We start from the raw sequence: 17,339 nt of genomic DNA, 5'->3' as shown, positions 1-17,339 counted from the left end.
CGGTACGCGCAACGGCAGGCCGGTATCGGCGACGGGTGCGCCGCGAGACAGGCCCTGGGTCGAGTTAAGGGCGATGCCGCGCACGTGAGTGGGGCTTTGATGGGCGACGACTTCGATGATCACTTGCCCCGCATCGCCGGCTTTTAGGGCATGGTTTAGCGCCGGTAACTCGGCGGGAAAATAGGCGTCCACCACGCTGCCGCGGATCGCCGTCACCGAGCCGCCGGGGATAGAGGGCTGTACCGGCATGCCGTTCATGGATTGGCGAGGCGTTGCGGATAATAGTTGATGATCATGGCGGTGTTCGTTGCTGGTAAATAGCTTACCCTAACTCTATCCGCGGATTCGGGCAATCGGCATTTTCGGTTGCCGCGGCCGGTTTAATCTTCGTAGGATAAGCGATCGGCAAAAGCCGCGCGCCAGTCCTGGTTGAATTGCTCGACCGCGGTGTCCGTGGCTGGCGTGGCCAGAAATTGCCGAGCAATATCGATAGGTAATGTCACTGCCCGCACGCCGTGGGACAGTACCTGTAAAACTTGCCGGACATTTTTGAAGCTGGCCACCAATAATTTGCCGGGTAATTGATATTGGTGGATGAATGCTTGCAGGTCGCCGACGACCTTGATGCCATCGAAGCCCAGATTGTCGATGCGGTTCACGTAGGGAGCCAAATAATCGGCGCCGTTCAGGGCCGCCAGCATGCCTTGCTGGACGTTGTAAATCGCCGTGGCCAGAATCGGCACATCGGTTTTTTTCAGTTGTTTGATGGCGGCCAGGCCGGCGGCATGGGCAGGGATTTTTACCACGATGTCAAACGGCAAAGCATGCAGCTTGCGGGCTTCGGCGATAATGCCGTCGGTCGTGTTGCCGACCACTTGTACATGGAAGCGGGCCTCTGCGCCCAATATATCCGTTAATGCCGGCAGCAAGCGGTTTAGGCCCATGCCGCCCGCGGCCATGAGGGTGGGGTTGGTGGTTACGCCCGCCAAGGGTAGGGCATGGGATAGGTCTTTAATGTCCGCCAAATTGGCGCTGTCCAAATAAAGTTCTAACATAAAAGCGGTTTTTTAAAGGAAGGAGCGAGAGTTTATGGCCTCAGTATACCGGGGAACCTCTGTGAATGGCGCGGGAAAGTGAAGCGATCGGCGGCGTTTTTGCTGAAATGCGGCGTGCTGTTGATTTTATTGACCTGTACCGGTGCAGCCTGGGCCTAGCATTTTCGTAACGACTTTAGACGGAATAGACGGCGGGCTACTCATTTTAGCTGCGGTTTTTCCGTGAGCGAGTCGGCAAAATCAATAAATTCAACAATGTTCATCATCGGTTTAGCCGCCGTCCGCGTAATTTTTTTACATCGATTTAACTTTAATAAATTATTTCAACAACTTGTTTTAAGTTAGGTTATGAAAAATTCGGCAACATCCGTCGGCGAAGGCGGTTAAATACGCTATTGAGTTTTATCCTGAAGCTGGCAAACTCTTAACATATCCATCGGTTTTGGAGGGGGGATGCCATGAAATTTTTAACCATATTAGTATTGGCCGGCTTGGCTTATGGCGGTGTACGGTTTTTGTTGGGGCTGGTTAAAGAACTGGCGGAAATTGCTTCGGAAGCTTGGCACAGCGGCGAGACGGAACAGTAGCCATCATCTTTACGCCAAGGCCTAGTCAAAAAAAACCGACTGGTAAAGATTTTCTAACCAGTCGGTTAATGTGCGTCCCAGCTTTATGAGCGAAGCACTTTCTCAAAATCGTTTCGTTTCAAACATGGCCGATTATGCAGGCATGTAATAAGCGATCCCCCAATTCAACAACCGGCGATACCCTAAACCAACCCGCCCATCCTTAACCTTACGAGCGCTTTTGTTCAGCGGGCGGGTTGGTTTTAGCGTCCGAGTTTTGCCGGTTTTTCGCTTGGATGATTAAATCTATATCGTAAATATAGCCGGGATTTAGTTGAAATCCAGCTTTGGCATTTTTAAATGGGCTGGCTTTGTCGAATTTGCTGTTCATTGGGGTCACCCGAATAATTGTTTTTGCCGAGTAAAGCGAATCCGTGTTTTACCTGAATCATGTTGTATTAACCCGGTCCCCGTTTTTATGATTGCGCTGTCCCGGCTGTGTACATCGGCGGACGAGTTAATCGGCATGTTTATAACGCCGGCTGCTAAAGGGCTTGGTTACGATTAATAACGCAAGGAAGATGCCAGCAAGCTCGAGTCATTGAAAAATGCAAGTAGGGCCTTGGCTTTCAGCGCATAAAGCGTTTTGGGGTGACAAAATAGGTCGCTTTGGTCATGACATAGGTGTCAGTTTTTGTCGGTCATAGCCTGATAGTGCGTCAAATTGCATTGTTTTGGTGCGTGATGGTCGGCTAACGTCGTTTTAGAAGGGGGCGCACGTCAAATATGCCGACAATGCCGGCATAAATCATCAATCCCAAGGTGCCGCTGAGCCAGACATTCCAGCGTAAGTACAGCAATAGATAATTATTGGCGAAGTACAAAGCCAAGCCCAGCGCTAAATAACTGCCGATTTTGCCTAGCGGATAAGCCACCGGATAATAACGGCGGCCCAATAACCAGGACAGGCAAACCATGAAAAAATAACAGGCCAGCGTCGCCCAGGCCGAACCCACATAGCCCCACCGCGGAATCCACAAAATATTCAGCGCTATGGTCAATGCCGCGCCGGCCAAGGATACCCAAGCGCCCAGACCTGTGCGGTCGCCGAGTTTGTACCAAACCGACAGATTTACATAAACCCCCAGACACAGGTTGGCCAGCAGCAAAATCGGCACCACGGCCAAGCCGGCGCGAAATTCCGCGCCGATGAAATATTTAAACAGGTCGATATACAGCATCACCAGCAAAAAGATGAATACGCCGGCTATGACGAAATACTGCATCACCAAGGCATAAGCGCGCTTGGCATCGGCGCGGCCGGCGTAGGAAAAGAAAAACGGTTCGCCGGCATAACGAAACGCCTGTACGAACAGGCTCATCAAAATCGACAGTTTGTAGCAGGCGCCGTAAATACCCAGCATTTTTAAATTGGTGGTTAAATCGTAGGGCAGCATGATTTTCAAAATCGCCCGATCCAGCATTTCGTTGACCATGCCGGCGAAGCCTATCACTACCATGGGTAGGGAATAACGTCCCATCGGCCCCAGGATGCTAAAATCGAACCGTAGCGGTACCGCTCGAAATTCCGGTAGCAATAACAACAGCTTGCAGATGCTGGCGATCAGATTCGACAAAAAGATATAGCCGACGCCAAGGTTAGGGTTGTAGATTTCCGTCAGTACCGAATCCGGCCACAATGCCGGCAACTTCGGGCATAGCAACAGAAAAAACAGATTCAAGCCTATGGTGATGAAAATCTCCGCCATGCGGATGCCGGCAAAACGCCAGGCCCGGTTTTCCGCCCGCAGGCGGGCGAACGGCAATGCGGTGACGGCGTCCAGCGCCAGGATGCAGGCGAACCAGAGCAAATATTCCGGATAGTCGGGATAACGCAGCGCATCCGCCAACGGCTGTTGCCAAAGCCAAACTCCGGCGACAAAGCACAGATTGATCAGCGTTAAAAAACTTAAACCGCTGCTATAGACCTCCGTGCCGGCGTATTCCGGCTTTTGCCGGAAGCGGAAATAACCGGTTTCCAGACCGAACACCAGCAACACCGCAAAAAAACCGGCATAGGCGTAAAACTCGGACACCACGCCGTATTCGGCGGCGCTGAAGGTATAGGTGTACAGCGGCACCAGCAGATAATTCAAAAAGCGGCCGAGTATGCTGCTGAGGCCGTAAATGGCGGTTTGGGAAATAAGTTGGCGTAAAGGATTCAAGCGGGTAGCTTCCAGGAATGGTGACTGTGAAAATCGCAACACCCCGGAGTACAAACCTGGGTTTGTACTCCGCTAGACTCGGGGCCAATCCGAAGGTGAATGCAGAGCATTCCGGCTAAAGTTTGCTAAAAATCAAATCCCAAACCCCGTGACCCAGTCTGAGTCCACGGTTTTCGAATTTGGTCAATGGTCGATAATCCGGGCGCGGGCAATAGTCGCCGGTCGGGCTGGTGTTTTTCAGGCCGCTATCGGCCGACAAGGTGTTCAACATATCCTTGGCATAATCCCGCCAGTCGGTGGCGGCATGAAAATAACCTCCGGCCACCAATTTTTTATTCAATAATTCCAGAAAGCTGGGGCGCACGATGCGGCGTTTATGGTGGCGGCGCTTGTGCCAGGGATCGGGGAAAAACAGGTGCAGGCCGGCGAGGCTTTGGTCGGGGATTTTCTGTTCCAAAATTTCGATGGCATCGTGGTGATAAATCCTCACATTGCCGATGCCGCGTTGCTCCAGCAACATGATCAAATGTCCGACGCCTGGCCGGTGTACCTCAATCCCGAGGTAATTTATCCCGGGATTGGCTTCCGCCATCGCCGCCAGACTGTCGCCGTTGCCGAAACCGATCTCGACTATCAGCGGTACTTGCCGGCCAAATACCTGACTGGTATCAAAGCCTTGTTCCGGCGGCAAACAGTATTTATCCCAATGGTTTTCCAGCGCCTGCTTTTGGCCCGCCGTGGCACGGCCTTGGCGGCGGATGAAGCTTTTGATGCGGGCTGGGTCGATTTTTTGGGGTTCGTTCATAAGATGTTGCTTGTTGGAAGTCTAATTGCCGAAACTGAATAATATGAAGCGAAAATCAGTTAATGAGTTATCCAATATTTCTCACGCCGCGACACTTTGGAAATGCAGAACATCCCCAAAAAGCCCCTCCTGCATTAGCGCCTTTCGTGGCGGTGCGCTTTACCATGACACAGCCACATTTTGGGCAAGACGGATTTTCGATGTTAAAAATAGGTTTAGCTATACTCGGCTGCGAGTATGAAACATCGAGATGTATCCGTTGAGTTCGGGCCGCTTTTGCGCTATCTATCATCAATGTGAGCGCAGCACCGTCGATTAACTCGATATTCCGTCCTTGCGCAAAAGCGGATGCCTCTTTTGTAAAAATACCTGACGTTACGACGAATCCCCCGGTTGCTCCTTGCGCAGCCATCACACCAAACAATTCGCGCACAATATTCACCGATACCTTAAAAGCAAGTAGCCCGGATGAAGCACAGCGTAATCCGGGGATTAAGACTATCAATCCCGGATTGCATCCGGGCTACGGGATGTCGCCTTAGTCGGGTAGGCCGGAATAAGCGTAAGCGTTTCCGGCAATCGAATCCATCCGGAAACGCCTATCGGCTTATTTCGGCCTACCGTGCAAGAGCATCTAAACGCGCTTGCGCCGCCAACCCAAACGCCGATGCCGGCTCTTTTTGCGCAATTTGCCGCAGCACGGACAGGCTGGGTTTTTCCAGCAAATCGATGGCTTTCATTCTGACCGAAGGGTGGTGCGCCCGCAACGCGGCCAGTTCCGTCAGGTAGGCGCTGCTATTGTTCAACAATTTTAGAATGACTTTTTCAGGATCTTCGGTAAATAAATCCCGCACCAAGTCGCCGTATTGCTCCTGCAGGCGGATCAACTCGCGGCGGTCCATTCTCGGCAATTCGGTGGGATCGTCGCAACAGGCCATTTCAGTTCTCGGTTGCAGCCGTTTTATGGCTGTCCAACAATGCTTGCAGGTCGAATTCGCAGCCGCCGCAGCCGGACAAGGTGCCGGTAATGCGGGATATCCGTTCAGGATCGCTGATGCCTTCGTCTAGCAGTTTTCTGATTTGCCCGGTTGTGGTGCCGCTGCAGTAGCACAGCACTTCGGTTTCATCGTTCATAAGCGACTTCTATTTAATTAAATCTGATAACGAGAAAAACTAAAAACCCAATTAAGATTGCTAAACTGATCCAGCCCAAGTTATTAATGACTTTTGCACTGCGGGTATCTGAGTAACCCAGACAGCGTAATACAAACTTCAGGCAAAGCCGGACTATCTCAATTAACAGGTCGACCAGCGAAATGGCTAAGTCCACGATAATGGAACCGGCTTCAAACACTGGCCTGATTAGTTACAAAAACAACCCGTCAATCGGCGAAGAAGCGGAAGCAAAGCGTTTGCGCGGCATGCGGCCGGCCAGGAAGGCTTCGCGGCCGGCTTCTATGCCTTTTTTCATCGCCGAAGCCATTAGTACCGGGTTCTTCGCGGCGGCAATGGCGGTGTTCATCAATACGCCGTCGCAACCCAGTTCCATGGCAATCGCCGCATCGGAGGCAGTGCCGACGCCGGCGTCGACCAGAATCGGCACCTTGGCGTTTTCGACGATAGTCAGAATGTTGTACGGGTTACGGATACCCAGACCGGAACCGATCGGCGCGGCCAATGGCATTACCGCCACACAGCCGATCTCTTCCAGGCGTTTGGCGGCGATGGGATCGTCATTGGTATACACCATCACGTCGAAACCGTCCTTGACCAGTAATTCGGCCGCCACATAGGTTTCCGATACGTCGGGAAACAAGGTCAGTTGGTCGGCCAACACTTCCAGTTTGACCAGTTTGTGGCCGCCCAACAGTTCGCGGGCCAAGCGGCAGGTGCGCACCGCGTCCTCGGCGGTGTAGCAGCCGGCGGTATTGGGCAGGATGGTGTACTTGTCCGGCGAAATCACGTCCAGCAAATTGGGTTCGCCGGGATTTTGGCCGATGTTGGTGCGGCGGATGGCCACCGTGACGATTTCCGCGCCGCTGGCTTCGGTGGCCAAACGGGTTTCTTCCAGGTCCTTATATTTGCCGGTGCCGACCAGCAGGCGCGAACGGTACTGCTTGCCGGCCAGCGTGAAATAATCGTCCTGTCCGCCGCCGATGGCCTGGACGATTTCCAGCCTGTCGCCGTCATGGATGGGTTGGGCGGCGTGCCGGGTAAACGGCAGAATTTCCATGTTCAATTCCACGGCAATGCGTTTACCGGTCAAGCCCAAATCGGCGATCACATCGGCCACGGTGCAGTTGTCTCCATATTCCCGGCTATCGCCATTAACCTGTATTTTCATGCTGTTAAACCTTGTTTTGCTTAGCGGCGCGGCGACGCTGCACGGCGCCGGCCAGATCGTGAAGTAGTTTGATGCTGTCGTCCCAGCCCAGGCAAGCGTCGGTGATGCTTTGGCCGTAGGTTAACGGCTTGCCGTCTTCGACTTCCTGGCGGCCGGCCACCAAATGGCTTTCCACCATGGCGCCGATGATGCGGTGGTCGCCCTGGCGAATTTGCCCCGCCACATCTTGCGCCACCAGCATTTGCCGTTCGTATTTTTTGGAGCTGTTGGCGTGGCTGAAATCGATCATGATGTTGGGGCGCAGGCCGGCTTCGATCAGGCCTTCGGCGACTTGCTCGACGCTGACTTCGTCGTAGTTGGGCCGGTTGTTGCCGCCGCGCAGGATGATGTGGGCGTCTTCGTTGCCGCGGGTGGAAAAAATCGCCGAGCGGCCTTCCTTGGTCAAGGATAGAAAGTGGTGCGGACTCATCGCCGCGTTGATGGCGTCGATGGCGATTTTGATGCCGCCGTCGGTGGCGTTTTTAAACCCGACCGGGCAGGACAAGCCGGACGCCAGTTCGCGGTGTACCTGGCTTTCGGTGGTGCGGGCGCCGATGGCACCCCAGGAAATCAGATCGGATACATATTGCGGGGTGATCAAATCCAGGTATTCGGTGGCGGCCGGCACGCCCAGGTTATTCACATCGGACAACAGCTGCCGGGCCATGCGCAGGCCTTTGTTGATGTTAAAGCTGGCATTCAAATCCGGGTCGTTGATCAGGCCCTTCCAGCCTACCGTGGTACGCGGCTTTTCGAAGTAGACCCGCATGACGATGACCAGATCGTCTTGCAACTCGTCCATAATGCCTTTTAGGCGGCCGGCGTATTCCACCGCCGCTTTGGGGTCGTGTATCGAACAAGGGCCGATAATGACCAGCAAGCGGTCGTCCTCGCCGGTCAGAATATTGTGAATCGCCGCCCGGGCATGCAAAATGGTTTCCGCCGCCTTTTCGGTCATCGGAATTTCTTCATGAACCTGAATCGGCGCCACCACGTCCTTGGTTTCGCAAATTCTTAAATCATCGGTGTTATAGTTAGTTGGCATGGCACAGAGCAATCAGCGTTATTGGTAGACTAAAGCCGTCATTTTAACCCTTTTGCCAATCCGAGTTACAAACTAATACCGAACCAAAACCGGAAAACATTGACATGTCAAACAATAGGGCTATCAAACACTGTCTAACGGTGTGTCTGGCGCAATCGTTTCAGTTTGCAAATCTGCGGGAAAAGCTGTTGGACAGCGCCCGTACCCAGGTATTCAGAAACGCCTTGATCGTCGACTACAAAACCGGCTGTTCGGCGGTGTTTTCCTACGGCGTGGTGGTGCATTGGAACGTCAATCTGGATGATCGGCAAAGCTTGCGCGAGATTTTGCTGGATTATGCCAACAATCCCTATGCCGACCCGCAGGAAGACAACTTCAGCTATGAAGTGGGCTGCGAGCAAGACCGCTTTCAGCACGACCATATCGAGCTGCAGTCCGACGATGTCAAGGTATTGCTGGCGCTGTCGCATGCCATGGCCCAGTCCATCAAATTGGCCGCATTCGAAGGCCACGCCATCGACACCATACGCGCCACCAGCTATTTGCCGCGGGCGCTGGCGCGGGAGGGCATCATCAAACTGAATCGCAAGGCTATGGCCAAGATACGCGGCCAGCTGTTTTTGACCAAGAGCGACATCATCTTGAATTACGACTTGCTGGATACGCCGGAATTTTTCTGGGAACACCCGGAGTATCAAAACATGTATTCCATGGCCGCCAATTATCTGGAAATCAGCCAGCGCACCGAGGTGCTGTCGAAAAAACTGGAAACCATCCACGAACTGCTGGAAATGCTCGCCGACGAACAAAAGCACCAGCATTCGTCCGCGCTGGAATGGATCATTATCTGGCTGATCGCGGTGGAGATCGTGATGTCGCTGTTGGACAAGCTGGTTTGATGGTCGGCTTTTGTCGGCCAATTGAAGACGACTGAGTTTTCACCATAAGTGACGGCAATTGAATTTATACCTGCCTGTCAATTTAGCCATGAGTGCTAAAACAAATTTTGCGCTCATGTTTTGAATCCGCCCAGTCTTATCAATATCGTATGACTCAATATTTGCATCAAAAATATCGATTCCCTTAAATATTTTTTTAGCTCAAGACTTTGTTTTTGTAACTCTTTAAATTATCAACAATAAAACGCCCTGAAATTGTTCGCTCCAATAATAAGGCTTGCCGCCGGCGATATGAATTTTAACGGCGTAAATAATTTAAATTAATAGGCTTCATTAAATAGTATGCTGGCCAAGCATGAAATTAAATATCCGCATGACCAATATTGACAGGGGAAGCGACAAACCCAGTAGTAGCGCGGCATAGCTTACCGCTTTATAAATATCTTTATTGTGTGTAATTTTGGTTTTCATAAGTATTTATTATTTGGTTATTTAATAAAAGCACTTTAGAAAGTCGTACGGTTTAGTTCAATTAACCGCCGTATGTCCGTTCGCTGGCAAGTCTTGTTTCGAAACGTCTGCGTTTTTCATTAGCGGCCCATGCCGTTGCCTAACCAGGAGCCGGCCGCCGCCCCGATTCCCGCCGCCAAGGGGTCGCCCCTGCCCATTTCGTAACCCATTGCGCTACCGATTAAACCGCCAACCAATCCCCGAGGCGTGCGTTGATCGTAATAGCCATAGGTAGCGGGTGGAGGCGGCGCATAATAGGGTTGCGGCATCGGGACGTATTCCACGACCCGTTCGGGTACATAAACAACGTCTTCCCGATAATACAGGCGCGGTGCCGGCGGATAATAATGATGATGTCCGTGATGGTGATGGCCGCCGCCATGTCCGCGATAACCGTCCCAATCGTCGTCGTCAGCCAGCGCGGCGGATGAAATCAGGCAACTCAAGAGTATCGCTTTGACGGGTTCGAACATTTAAAAAATCCTAGGGTTGAACGGATTGGCTTAAGCTAAATTCTACGGACGCCGCCTTAAAATCGTATGAAGTTTTGATTATGATTGGATTAAGATTTCCGGCGGATAAACAAGCGATTTTTCCGCCGCTTAGGAAACAGTCGGCAGGTAATTTACAAAAGCGGAATAAGCGGGAGTTTGACGCACGGGGGTATATCGGGTCGTATCCTTGCGATAAAAAGCGGACATGGGCAGAGCGGTAACGAATGCTCCGGAATATAAAATGTTAATTAAGCGATATTGGCGGTTGCTATGATTTTTGGATCGGACAATTGGGCGGGGGCTCACCCCGCCATTGCGCGGCGTCTGCTGGAGGAAGCGGAAGGCTTTTCCGCGCCCTATGGCGCCAGCGAACTGGACCGGCTGGTTGAGCAAAAATTCAATGACATCTTCGAACGGGAAGTCGCGGTTTTCTTTGTAGGGACGGGGACGGCGGCAAATTCCTTGGCGTTGGCGGCGGTAAACCGGCCGGGAGGCGTCGCCTTTTGCCATCGGGAAGCGCATTTGATTGAGGATGAATGCGGGGCGCCGGAGTTTTTTACCCACGGCGCCCGTCTGGCGCCCGTGGATGGCGAAAACGGTAAAATCGATCCGCGCAACCTGTTGGCCGAGATCAAGCGTTTTCCGCCGGGATTCGTCCACACCGGCCAGCCCATGGCCATATCCATTACCCAGGCCACGGAAATCGGTACTCTTTACCGGCCGGATGAAATCATGGCGATCGCAAAGATCGCCGAAGATATGCAACTGCCTTTACACATGGATGGAGCGCGTTTCGCCAACGCACTGGTCGCCTTAAATTGCTCGCCGGCGGCATTGAGCTGGAAACTCGGCGTCGATATCGTTTCGTTCGGCGCCACCAAAAACGGCTGCTGGTGCGCGGAAGCGCTGGTGTTTATGCGGCCCGACATGGCCAGGGATTTGCCCTTTATCCGTAAACGGGCCGCGCAGCTGTTTTCCAAAACCCGTTTTATCGCCAGCCAGTTCGACGCGTATTTGGCGGACGGCCTCTGGCTGGAACTGGCCCGGCATGCCAATGACATGGGGCGGTGCCTGCAAAACGGTATCAGGTCTTCCCGGCATGCCCGATTGGCTTGGGAAGCCGAAGCCAACGAGGTTTTTTGCATTATGGATAAAGGCCGCGCCGATGACCTCAAGCGGCAGGGCGCCGTGTTTTATGCCTGGAATCCGCCCCACTCCGGGCAGGCGCTGCTAGGGGAAAATGAAGTGTTGCTGCGCCTAGTCGCCAGTTTCGCCACCCAAGCAGGGCAGGTCGACCGGTTTATCGAAATTTTGGGTTGAAGCGGGATGGGCGGCGGCAATCGGGCGGTTCGGTTTTGCGCCGCGCCGACATTGCCGCTATGCGGAACAATCGCTGTCGTGTTGTCCGGTTTCCCGAAACGAGGTGATATAAATGTAGCTGGTTCGAGGATCCTGGGCCAATTCCATCAGGCTGAATGGGTGTTTGCATCGATCCGGAAAAACAATGTGGTCGAGTTGGCGGCCTATTTCGCGGAATCCCATGCTCCATTCGGGAAACACCCGGTGGTATTCGGAGCCTTGCAAAATGACGTTAAAGTTGCAGTGGCGCGGGTCTTGTTGGATTTTCTCCAACAATGCCAACACATTTTGCCTGTCGCCTTCCAGGTATTGCATGAAATAGCCGTCCTGGTGCAACAGGCAGCCGGTAATGCCCCGGCCGCGGTTAGCCGAGCGGGTTTGTTCCAATAATGCGGCGATATGGTTTTGATCCAGGCCGGACGCGGCTTGGCTGGTATAGAGCAGAAAAAATAACGGCGGCTCATAGTGTTGACCGCCTGTTTCGAAACTCTGCTCGACAGCATCGATAAATTGGTTTTTTTCCAATGGCCTATAAAATAAATAGCCTTGCACGAAGTCGCAACCGAAATTACGCAATTCCAATAATTGCGCAGGGTTCTCCACGCCTTCGGCTATCATTTTCAGGCCCAATGCCCGCCCTAGCCCGATGACCGCTTTGACTACCGCCCGGCTTTCGGGCCGGTGCGCAATACCGTCGATAAATGCCTTGTCGATTTTCAGCACATTGACGGGCAGCTTGGTCAATTGCGCCAAGGATGAATAACCGGTGCCGAAGTCGTCGATGGCGACCCGAAACCCTAAATCGGCCAGGCCGCGCAACATTCTCAGATTGGTATCGATGTCCGCCATCAAGGCTGTTTCGGTTATTTCCAGCAGGATGCGGGCAGGATCGCTGGCATGGGTTGCGATCGTGTCCTTAACCTCATCCAGCAGATTTTTTTCATTTAACTGGCGAGCGGAGACGTTCACGGAAATATAGGCCGGCGCCCGTTCGCCCCAACGGCGTCGCCACTCGGCTTCCGCTTGGCATGCCTGGGCGAATACCCAGGCGCCTATGGGGACGATGCTGCCGGTCATTTCGGCAATCGGAATAAATACGGCGGGCGAAATAGGCCCTTCGGCGGGATGCCAGCGCAGCAGCATTTCGGCGCCGACGATGCGGGTGCCGAGGGCGTCGACGATGGGTTGAAAGCGCACCGACAGTTCCCGCCGCTCGATTGCTAGGCGCAAGCCGTTGGAAATCGACAGTTTTTTGCGTACTTTTTCCTCCAAGCCGGCGTTGAAAAAATGCCAGCCGTCCCGGCCTTGCTCTTTGACCTCGTACATGGCGGTGTCTGCGGCCCGCAACAGGTCGTCGGCGGAATGGGTAGAACCGTGGCCAACGGCAATGCCGATACTGGCGCTCAGATACAGCTGCTGGCCGTCCAGTTCGGCGGGCTGGCGTAAAATGTAATTAATGCGTTCGGCTAAGGCGGAAATCGAGGTCGGCTGCTCCAGTTGTTCGCAAAGAATGACGAATTCGTCGCTGGATAAGCGGGCCACGGTATCGCCGGGCCGCACCATGTCGATGAGTTGATTGCCGACGGTTTTTAATAACTGGTCGCCGGTTTTGTGGCCGTAGGTATCGTTGATCAGTTTAAAGCCGTCCAGATCGACGAATAGTAGCGCCAGACTCAGGCCCTGCCGGCGGCTGCGCTGCAGCGCATGGTTGAGACGGTCGTGAATCAGATTCCGATTCGGCAGGCCGGTGAGGGGGTCGTGGGTGGCCTGCCACAACAGGTCGACCTGTTTGCGTTTTTGCTCGGAGATGTCCCGCATGGTGACGACCAGTATCCACTGGCCGCCGGTGCGGAATTTGCCGATCGAGGCCTCCAGGGGGAAAAACGAGCCGTCTTTGCGGTAACCGGTGACTTCGCCGCGTTGCGACATGGGCCGCTCGGTTTCGTCGCCCTGAACAAAGCGGTGCACCATGTCCGCATGCCGTTGGCGCAAATGCGGCGGTACCAGTATATGCACGGACATGCCGCGCATTTCCTCGGCATTGTAGCCGAACAATTCGCAGGCATTGGGGTTTGCTTCATGAATGATGCCGGTTTCGTCGGTGGCCAGGATGGCCATGTCGGCAAGGGAAAGGATTTGTTGAGAAGCGCTCAGCTTGCTCAGGCTGATTTCCGCTTCGGCATTGACTTGCTCCAAAAGAGACGCCGAAAGGGCCGCTTCCCGGTTGGCGGGCGTTTGATTTTGGTAACGGTTGGGGATTTCCGGCGGGATATTGCCGAAACGTTCGATGATGCTGAAGCTGCCGTCTTTATTGCTGCGCGCCAAAAAAGTATTGACGCAGGCATGGTGGGTTTTGGCATCCATCTGCACCCAACCTTGCGGCGCCAGAATGCTGGCGGTTTCCAGGGCTTCGATAAGAGCCGCCGCCTCCGTTTGTCCGCAACGTTGCACGGCGTCCGCAAAGGCATGCACGCAAATGTAGGCGGCTTCGCTAAAATTGGTGGCTACGCCGTTGCCGTGAGGCCAAATGCCGTTTACGCCCGGCAGCGTGGCCAGTTGTTCCAGGTATTGGTGGTTTTGCGGGGTATCCAGCGACATGAAATAAGTGTTGCTGGCATAAAAGCCTTCCCGCACCTCGGGTAACAGCTGTTGCGCCAGGGTTTCGTCGAAATGCCCCATCATGACGGCCATGCGCTGTTTCAAGCCTATTTCGCAGAAGCGGTTCAGCAGGGCAATTTGATCGACGCCGGCAAAATAGGGTACGAATACGTCGGCCCCCGAGCGCGCCACTTTTTGCAATAACTGTTCGATTTCCGCGGCATCCGCATTGATGGATAGATAATCCTCGCCGACCACATCCCCGTCCAGGCGGCTGAGAGCTTGTTTGGCCGCATCGATCGAGCCGCGGGGCCATTCGTAATTACTGCCGGCAAAATACATCTTTAAGCCGTAGCGCTTGGCCATGGCCGGTATCATTTTGTCGATCTGTTGGTTGGGCAGGGCCGCGAAATGGAAAAAATAGCGGCTGAAAATGCTGCCCTCGTAAAAGGAGAAATTCAAATAGGGGATGCGAAACGGTTCTGCCACCTGGTGGGCGACGGCGATGCGCGAATTGGAAAGCAGATTGCCGATAATGGCGGCGCAGCGGTGGTTTTTTACCAGACGCAAGGCGGCGGGAACCGCCGTGCCCGGCCAGCTGCCGTCGTCTTCGACGACGAGTTCCAGTTTTTTGCCCAGCAGTCCGCCCTGTTGGTTGATTTCATTGCAGGCGATTTGCGCCGCCCGCACAATTTCAGCGCCATACATACCCACCAAGCCGGTTAGCGGCGGCATTAGGCCCAGGCGGATGTTTTGGTCGGAGCGATGATCGGGCACGGCGGTTACCGGGTGGCGTTAAGTATTTGCAGACGGGTTGGATAATGATTCTAAGGATTTCGCCAAAAATAACTTCCGCTTATGGCTCCCACGTTCCACGCGGGAGCCATAAGTTTAGGTTTTGGGAAATTATTACCGACCAGCTCCTAAGGGTTTTGAAGGGAATTAAATACACCCAATCGGGCTTTAAAGCAAGCCGGTTAACCACAGCCTGAAGCGTAACCCCCATTCGCTGGTATAGCCGACGCTGGTAAAGACGATACGGCCTTGGCCGTTAACGAAAAACAACGCAGGCACCGCCTGTACGCCGTACTGTCGGCTGATGCCGCCATCCCTATCGTTGACGACCGCCCACTCGAGTCGGTTTTTTTGCAGGTACTCTTCAAGCCGCCGATTATCGCCGGAGCGCACAGCAACGGTGATGCCGGGAATATCCCGCAATACCTCGCTCACATTGCCTTGCATGCCTCGGCAAACGCCGCACCACTCCGCCCAGAAATAAATGACCGCCGGGCCTTCGGCAATCATCGGCATGGGGTTTCGGTTCGACAGCGTAGCGTGCTCAATCGGCGGCGGTTGACCGGTCGCCAAGCCTCGGGTCAGCAAAAATTGCCCGCCGAACACGAATAAGGCCGCAAACATATAAAACGCCGACTTTTTCAGCATCATAAGCCTCGCATCAGGCCGGCGCCGTGCTGTTTCAGCCACTGGCGATGTTGCAAGTAATCCGGCAGATGGGCGGCGACCAGTTGCCAGAAATCCCGGGAGTGGTTTTTATGGCGGATGTGGCAGAGTTCGTGTACCAGCACATATTCCATGATCGGCGGCGGTGCCAAGATTAACAACCAGTTCAGGTTGATGTCGTTATGCGGGCCGCAGCTGCCCCAGCGGCTTTTTTGGGTTTTGATACGGAGGCCGCGCGGTACCAAGCGGTGGGTGGGACTGTGCTTGTCTATCCATTGCTCGGCCAGTTGGCGAGCTTGCAGTTTCATCCAGGATTCCAGCGTGGTTTTGATGCGTTCGGAACCGCTGTCCGCCATCGCTTCGGGAAAATACACCATAAAGCGTTCGCCGGTGAATTGCACGCGTAAACGGTTGGCCGAAGTCGGTTTGACGCTCAGCGGGACTTGCCGGCCTTGAAACGGCACCAGGGCGCCATCGGTATAAACGGCGGGCGCAAGCGAAGGGATATTCCGCGCGCGCTGCCGGACGCGGTTCAGCGCATCCCGAATCCAGGCCTGTTGGGCGGTTACAAAAGCGTGGATGCGTTGTTCCGGTATTGTTAACGGCGCCACCACTTCGATTTTACCCGCCGAGACGACGATACGGGTTTTTTGGGCCCGCCCGCTACGGCGTATTTGGTAAGCGATGAGGACGTCGTCGGCCGGGGATGCGTTAGGGCGCGGTTTCAATGCTGCCGTCCGGTTCCTGATTGATCATATGGGTGGCCAATTGTTGCAGCGCCGTTTGAATATTGTCGTGCAAGCGCGGGTCCATGGGGATTTCCGCCAGCGCCTTGTTCATGCATAACATCCATTGGTCGCGTTCCGAGGGGCCGATTTTGAAAGGGAAGTGGCGCATGCGCAGCATGGGGTGGCCGAATTCCTGGATAAACAAATTGGGCCCGCCCAGCCAGCCGGATAAAAACTTGAATAATTTGTCCTTGGCCGAGGCCAGATTCGGCTGGTGCATGGCCCGTATGCCTTGCGCTTCCGGCAAAATATCCATGTAAAAATAAAATCGATCCACCAGGCTGTGGATGGCTGCTTCTCCGCCTATAAAGTCATAGGGCGTTTGTGTCGACATAGGTATTTACGCTCTCTGGGTGGTTTGTTGTTTATACTACCAGCATGGACGGGCAATTTTAGGGAAACTCTTCCGGGGTTGCACAGTCCTAACGGTTACTTATTTTTATTTGGAGGACATTATCATGCGTTTAAATACTGCCGTTCGTTCGGAAGCCGGCATTCTGGAGACTAACAAAGTTCTCAAAAACACTTATTTGTTGCTGTCGATGACATTGTTGTTCAGCGCGGCGATGGCGGCCTTATCCATGGCATTGAATTTGCCGCACCCCGGCCTGATCGTGACGCTGGTCGGTTATTTCGGCTTGCTGTATTTGACCGGTAAATTCAGCAACAGTGCCTGGGGCATTGTATTCGTGTTTGCCTTGACCGGTTTCATGGGGATGACTTTGGGGCCTATTTTGAACATGTATGTTCAGGCCTTCAGCAACGGGCATGAATTGATTCTGACCGCGCTGGGCGGCACCGGGGCGATCTTTTTGGGACTGTCCGGCTATGCGCTGACTACCCGCAAGGATTTCAGCTTTATGGCCGGCTTTTTGATGGTCGGTGTGTTGGTGGCGTTTTTGGCCGGTTTGGGGGCGATCGTATTTTCGCTGCCCGCTTTGACCTTGGCGGTGTCGGCCATGTTTATCTTGCTGATGTCGGGTATGATTTTGTATCAAACCAGCGAAATCGTCCACGGCGGCGAAACCAACTACATCCTGGCGACCGTGTCCTTGTATGTGTCGTTGTATAACCTGTTTACCAGCTTGCTGCAGTTATTGGGCGTGTTCGGCGGCGATGACTGATTAAAAAAGTCGCCGATATTAAAAAAG

At 53.7% G+C, this 17,339-nt stretch carries 17 protein-coding genes and 1 pseudogene; 4 read left to right on the top strand and 14 right to left on the bottom strand.

The genetic code is table 11. The annotated features are described in order from the left end of the window. Together NP596_RS13695 and NP596_RS13690 are read right to left on the bottom strand one after the other, a co-directional pair. Positions 1-249, bottom strand: a pseudogene (locus NP596_RS13695) (F0F1 ATP synthase subunit beta); the annotation flags it as partial. A gap of 131 nt (positions 250-380) precedes the next feature. Continuing rightward, positions 381-1,055, bottom strand: coding sequence for a transaldolase family protein (locus tag NP596_RS13690; protein ID WP_256615942.1), 675 nt, complete (start codon positions 1,053-1,055; stop codon positions 381-383). A 458-nt stretch (positions 1,056-1,513) separates the two neighbouring features. On the opposite strand from NP596_RS13690, the gene NP596_RS13685 reads away from it, so the two are divergent. After that, on the top strand, positions 1,514-1,642 hold the full coding sequence (locus NP596_RS13685) for a hypothetical protein (RefSeq protein ID WP_256615941.1): 129 nt from the start codon (positions 1,514-1,516) through the stop codon (positions 1,640-1,642). Positions 1,643-2,373: 731 nt separating this feature from the next. On the opposite strand, the gene NP596_RS13680 is transcribed toward NP596_RS13685, so the two are convergent. From NP596_RS13680 to aroG, 7 genes are all read right to left on the bottom strand, one after another. Next, entirely contained in the window at positions 2,374-3,846 is a 1,473-nt protein-coding gene (locus tag NP596_RS13680; RefSeq protein ID WP_256615940.1) for a polysaccharide biosynthesis C-terminal domain-containing protein, read from the bottom strand. Positions 3,847-3,961: 115 nt separating this feature from the next. Next, on the bottom strand, positions 3,962-4,651 hold the full coding sequence (gene trmB / locus NP596_RS13675) for a tRNA (guanosine(46)-N7)-methyltransferase TrmB (RefSeq protein ID WP_256615939.1): 690 nt from the start codon (positions 4,649-4,651) through the stop codon (positions 3,962-3,964). A gap of 67 nt (positions 4,652-4,718) precedes the next feature. Then, entirely contained in the window at positions 4,719-5,093 is a 375-nt protein-coding gene (locus tag NP596_RS13670; RefSeq protein WP_256615938.1) for a restriction endonuclease, read from the bottom strand. 175 nt (positions 5,094-5,268) lie between these two features. Further along, entirely contained in the window at positions 5,269-5,589 is a 321-nt protein-coding gene (locus NP596_RS13665) for a hypothetical protein (RefSeq protein ID WP_256615937.1), read from the bottom strand. A 1-nt stretch (position 5,590) separates the two neighbouring features. Continuing rightward, the gene (locus tag NP596_RS13660; protein ID WP_256615936.1) at positions 5,591-5,785 is read right to left on the bottom strand and encodes a (2Fe-2S)-binding protein; all 195 of its coding nucleotides are present in this window, start codon (positions 5,783-5,785) and stop codon (positions 5,591-5,593) included. Positions 5,786-6,017: 232 nt separating this feature from the next. Then, the gene (gene thiS / locus NP596_RS13655) at positions 6,018-6,995 is read right to left on the bottom strand and encodes a sulfur carrier protein ThiS (RefSeq protein ID WP_256615935.1); all 978 of its coding nucleotides are present in this window, start codon (positions 6,993-6,995) and stop codon (positions 6,018-6,020) included. A 4-nt stretch (positions 6,996-6,999) separates the two neighbouring features. After that, entirely contained in the window at positions 7,000-8,079 is a 1,080-nt protein-coding gene (gene aroG / locus NP596_RS13650; protein WP_256615934.1) for a 3-deoxy-7-phosphoheptulonate synthase AroG, read from the bottom strand. A gap of 104 nt (positions 8,080-8,183) precedes the next feature. Between aroG and NP596_RS13645 the strand changes: the two genes are divergently transcribed. Continuing rightward, the gene (locus NP596_RS13645) at positions 8,184-8,978 is read left to right on the top strand and encodes an RMD1 family protein (RefSeq protein WP_256615933.1); all 795 of its coding nucleotides are present in this window, start codon (positions 8,184-8,186) and stop codon (positions 8,976-8,978) included. Between the two features lie 590 nt (positions 8,979-9,568). Here NP596_RS13645 and NP596_RS13640 read toward each other — a convergent pair. Next, positions 9,569-9,961, bottom strand: a complete 393-nt coding sequence (locus NP596_RS13640) for a hypothetical protein (protein WP_256615932.1) — start codon at positions 9,959-9,961, stop codon at positions 9,569-9,571. 291 nt (positions 9,962-10,252) lie between these two features. Between NP596_RS13640 and NP596_RS13635 the strand changes: the two genes are divergently transcribed. Further along, positions 10,253-11,302 carry a threonine aldolase family protein gene (locus NP596_RS13635; RefSeq protein WP_256615931.1) on the top strand — a complete coding sequence of 350 codons (1,050 nt, stop codon included), beginning with the start codon at positions 10,253-10,255 and terminating at the stop codon, positions 11,300-11,302. Between the two features lie 57 nt (positions 11,303-11,359). Here the strand turns inward: NP596_RS13635 and NP596_RS13630 are convergent, their stop codons facing one another. The 4 genes from NP596_RS13630 to NP596_RS13615 form a co-directional block, all read right to left on the bottom strand. Continuing rightward, positions 11,360-14,716: an EAL domain-containing protein gene (locus tag NP596_RS13630; protein WP_256615930.1), complete on the bottom strand. Its 3,357-nt coding sequence runs from the start codon at positions 14,714-14,716 to the stop codon at positions 11,360-11,362. Positions 14,717-14,902: 186 nt separating this feature from the next. Further along, positions 14,903-15,382: a protein disulfide oxidoreductase gene (locus tag NP596_RS13625; protein WP_256615929.1), complete on the bottom strand. Its 480-nt coding sequence runs from the start codon at positions 15,380-15,382 to the stop codon at positions 14,903-14,905. After that, positions 15,382-16,128 carry a M48 family metallopeptidase gene (locus NP596_RS13620; protein WP_256615928.1) on the bottom strand — a complete coding sequence of 249 codons (747 nt, stop codon included), beginning with the start codon at positions 16,126-16,128 and terminating at the stop codon, positions 15,382-15,384. Before NP596_RS13620 ends, NP596_RS13625 begins: the two co-directional genes overlap by 1 nt. Next, entirely contained in the window at positions 16,112-16,522 is a 411-nt protein-coding gene (locus NP596_RS13615) for a group II truncated hemoglobin (RefSeq protein WP_256615927.1), read from the bottom strand. The genes NP596_RS13620 and NP596_RS13615 overlap by 17 nt, the downstream gene beginning before the upstream one ends. A gap of 124 nt (positions 16,523-16,646) precedes the next feature. On the opposite strand from NP596_RS13615, the gene NP596_RS13610 reads away from it, so the two are divergent. Then, positions 16,647-17,312, top strand: coding sequence for a Bax inhibitor-1/YccA family protein (locus NP596_RS13610; protein WP_256615926.1), 666 nt, complete (start codon positions 16,647-16,649; stop codon positions 17,310-17,312). The last annotated feature ends 27 nt before the right edge of the window (positions 17,313-17,339 follow it).

Origin of the sequence: Methylomonas rivi (assembly GCF_024505165.1) — a bacterium.
In the GTDB taxonomy this organism is placed as follows: domain Bacteria; phylum Pseudomonadota; class Gammaproteobacteria; order Methylococcales; family Methylomonadaceae; genus Methylomonas; species Methylomonas rivi.
Note: the sequence above shows the minus strand (reverse complement) of the source record. Positions and strands in the feature narration are given on the sequence as shown.

What these genes read in the sequence shown, in the direction of transcription:
- NP596_RS13690 (WP_256615942.1), bottom strand. Translation starts at nt 1,055, where the DNA reads ATGTTAGAACTTTATTTGGACAGCGCCAATTTGGCGGACATTAAAGAC.
- NP596_RS13685 (WP_256615941.1), top strand. Translation starts at nt 1,514, where the DNA reads ATGAAATTTTTAACCATATTAGTATTGGCCGGCTTGGCTTATGGCGGT.
- trmB (WP_256615939.1), bottom strand. Translation starts at nt 4,651, where the DNA reads ATGAACGAACCCCAAAAAATCGACCCAGCCCGCATCAAAAGCTTCATC.
- NP596_RS13665 (WP_256615937.1), bottom strand. Translation starts at nt 5,589, where the DNA reads ATGGCCTGTTGCGACGATCCCACCGAATTGCCGAGAATGGACCGCCGC.
- NP596_RS13660 (WP_256615936.1), bottom strand. Translation starts at nt 5,785, where the DNA reads ATGAACGATGAAACCGAAGTGCTGTGCTACTGCAGCGGCACCACAACC.
- thiS (WP_256615935.1), bottom strand. Translation starts at nt 6,995, where the DNA reads ATGAAAATACAGGTTAATGGCGATAGCCGGGAATATGGAGACAACTGC.
- aroG (WP_256615934.1), bottom strand. Translation starts at nt 8,079, where the DNA reads ATGCCAACTAACTATAACACCGATGATTTAAGAATTTGCGAAACCAAG.
- NP596_RS13645 (WP_256615933.1), top strand. Translation starts at nt 8,184, where the DNA reads ATGTCAAACAATAGGGCTATCAAACACTGTCTAACGGTGTGTCTGGCG.
- NP596_RS13640 (WP_256615932.1), bottom strand. Translation starts at nt 9,961, where the DNA reads ATGTTCGAACCCGTCAAAGCGATACTCTTGAGTTGCCTGATTTCATCC.
- NP596_RS13635 (WP_256615931.1), top strand. Translation starts at nt 10,253, where the DNA reads ATGATTTTTGGATCGGACAATTGGGCGGGGGCTCACCCCGCCATTGCG.
- NP596_RS13625 (WP_256615929.1), bottom strand. Translation starts at nt 15,382, where the DNA reads ATGCTGAAAAAGTCGGCGTTTTATATGTTTGCGGCCTTATTCGTGTTC.
- NP596_RS13615 (WP_256615927.1), bottom strand. Translation starts at nt 16,522, where the DNA reads ATGTCGACACAAACGCCCTATGACTTTATAGGCGGAGAAGCAGCCATC.
- NP596_RS13610 (WP_256615926.1), top strand. Translation starts at nt 16,647, where the DNA reads ATGCGTTTAAATACTGCCGTTCGTTCGGAAGCCGGCATTCTGGAGACT.